General features: G+C 42.4%; 2 protein-coding genes. One reads left to right on the top strand and one right to left on the bottom strand.

Annotated elements, in window-relative coordinates:
* A partial coding sequence (locus R8N28_RS26260; RefSeq protein ID WP_318183790.1) for a LysR substrate-binding domain-containing protein occupies positions 1-262 on the top strand: 262 nt, incomplete at its 5' end.
* Between the two features lie 86 nt (positions 263-348).
* Here the strand turns inward: R8N28_RS26260 and R8N28_RS26255 are convergent.
* On the bottom strand, positions 349-1,130 hold a 782-nt coding region (locus tag R8N28_RS26255; protein WP_318183789.1), incomplete at its 5' end, for a GNAT family N-acetyltransferase.

Genomic DNA, 1,130 nt, shown 5'->3' with positions numbered 1-1,130 from the left:
TTTGATAAACATCATTCAAAAGCAACCCAGACTCACTGTTACTAACTTTACAGCAAAAGTAGATGCATTAACCGCAGGCTTAGGGATTGGTACCTTACCTAGACAAATCGCGCTACCGTTAATAGAAAAAGGCGTACTCAAACAAATTGAAGGCACAGAAGAACAGCCGATGGATATCATTCTAGCGTGGAGAAGAAACACCATGGGTGAAGCGAAATCTTGGTGCATTCAGTATCTGAAGAAGAATTGGAAACTAAAGTAACAGCGTCACTTTTTACTTCTTAGATTCAGATAAGTCTACTGAATCTAAGAAGTTGAGCGGTAAAAAGAGAGCACGCTCCTCACTCATTAATTTAAAGGTAGCACCATATCTGCCGTACCGTCTGCAAACTGGACATCAACTTCAAACCCCAAACGTTGAGCAAGCATCAGCATCCCTCGATTGGTAGGCATCGTCATACCTGACATTTGTTTCGTGCCTTTAATTTTGCAATAGCTGATGATCTTCTCCATCAAGATTTTTCCTAATCCTTTTCCTTTCAAATCTGAGCGAACCAAAATCGCAAATTCAGCATCACTATTGTCTGGCGTGATCAGCGCACGCGCGACACCAATGATCGACGGTCCACTTTTATCGAATGCTACTGCGACAAAGGCCATCTCTCGGTCGTAGTCAATTTGAGTAAAATTAGCTAAAGCTTCGTGATTGAACTCACCAACCTCTGAGAAGAACCGTTTATAGAGATCTTCTTTGGATACACTATTTATGAACTGAGCGTGGAGTGGCTCATCTTCAGGAAGAATTGGACGAAGAAGGATTGGTTGACCATCACGCAGTGTCACAGTTTCAACAAATTCAGCAGGGAAAGGGCGAATAGCCAGTCGTTTTTGAGCGTCACCTTCATATTTGCAAAGCGTCACATCAGCATCAAGTATGGTTAAGTCATCTCCAGACACCAATACTGGATGGATATCCAGCCTTTGTATTTCAGGTAACTCAACCGCCATTTGCGAAATACGAACTAAGAATTTTGACAGCTCAGTAATATCGAGCGCATCTTTGTGTTTCTGAAGACGGATCTTCCCGGACTTTAATGCAACCACGACTAAATAGCGTGCAAGCGTCATAT

This window comes from Vibrio sp. Vb1554 (genome assembly GCF_033344235.1).
The sequence above is the reverse complement of the archived record's forward strand: the minus strand, read 5'-3'. Positions and strand labels throughout refer to the sequence as shown.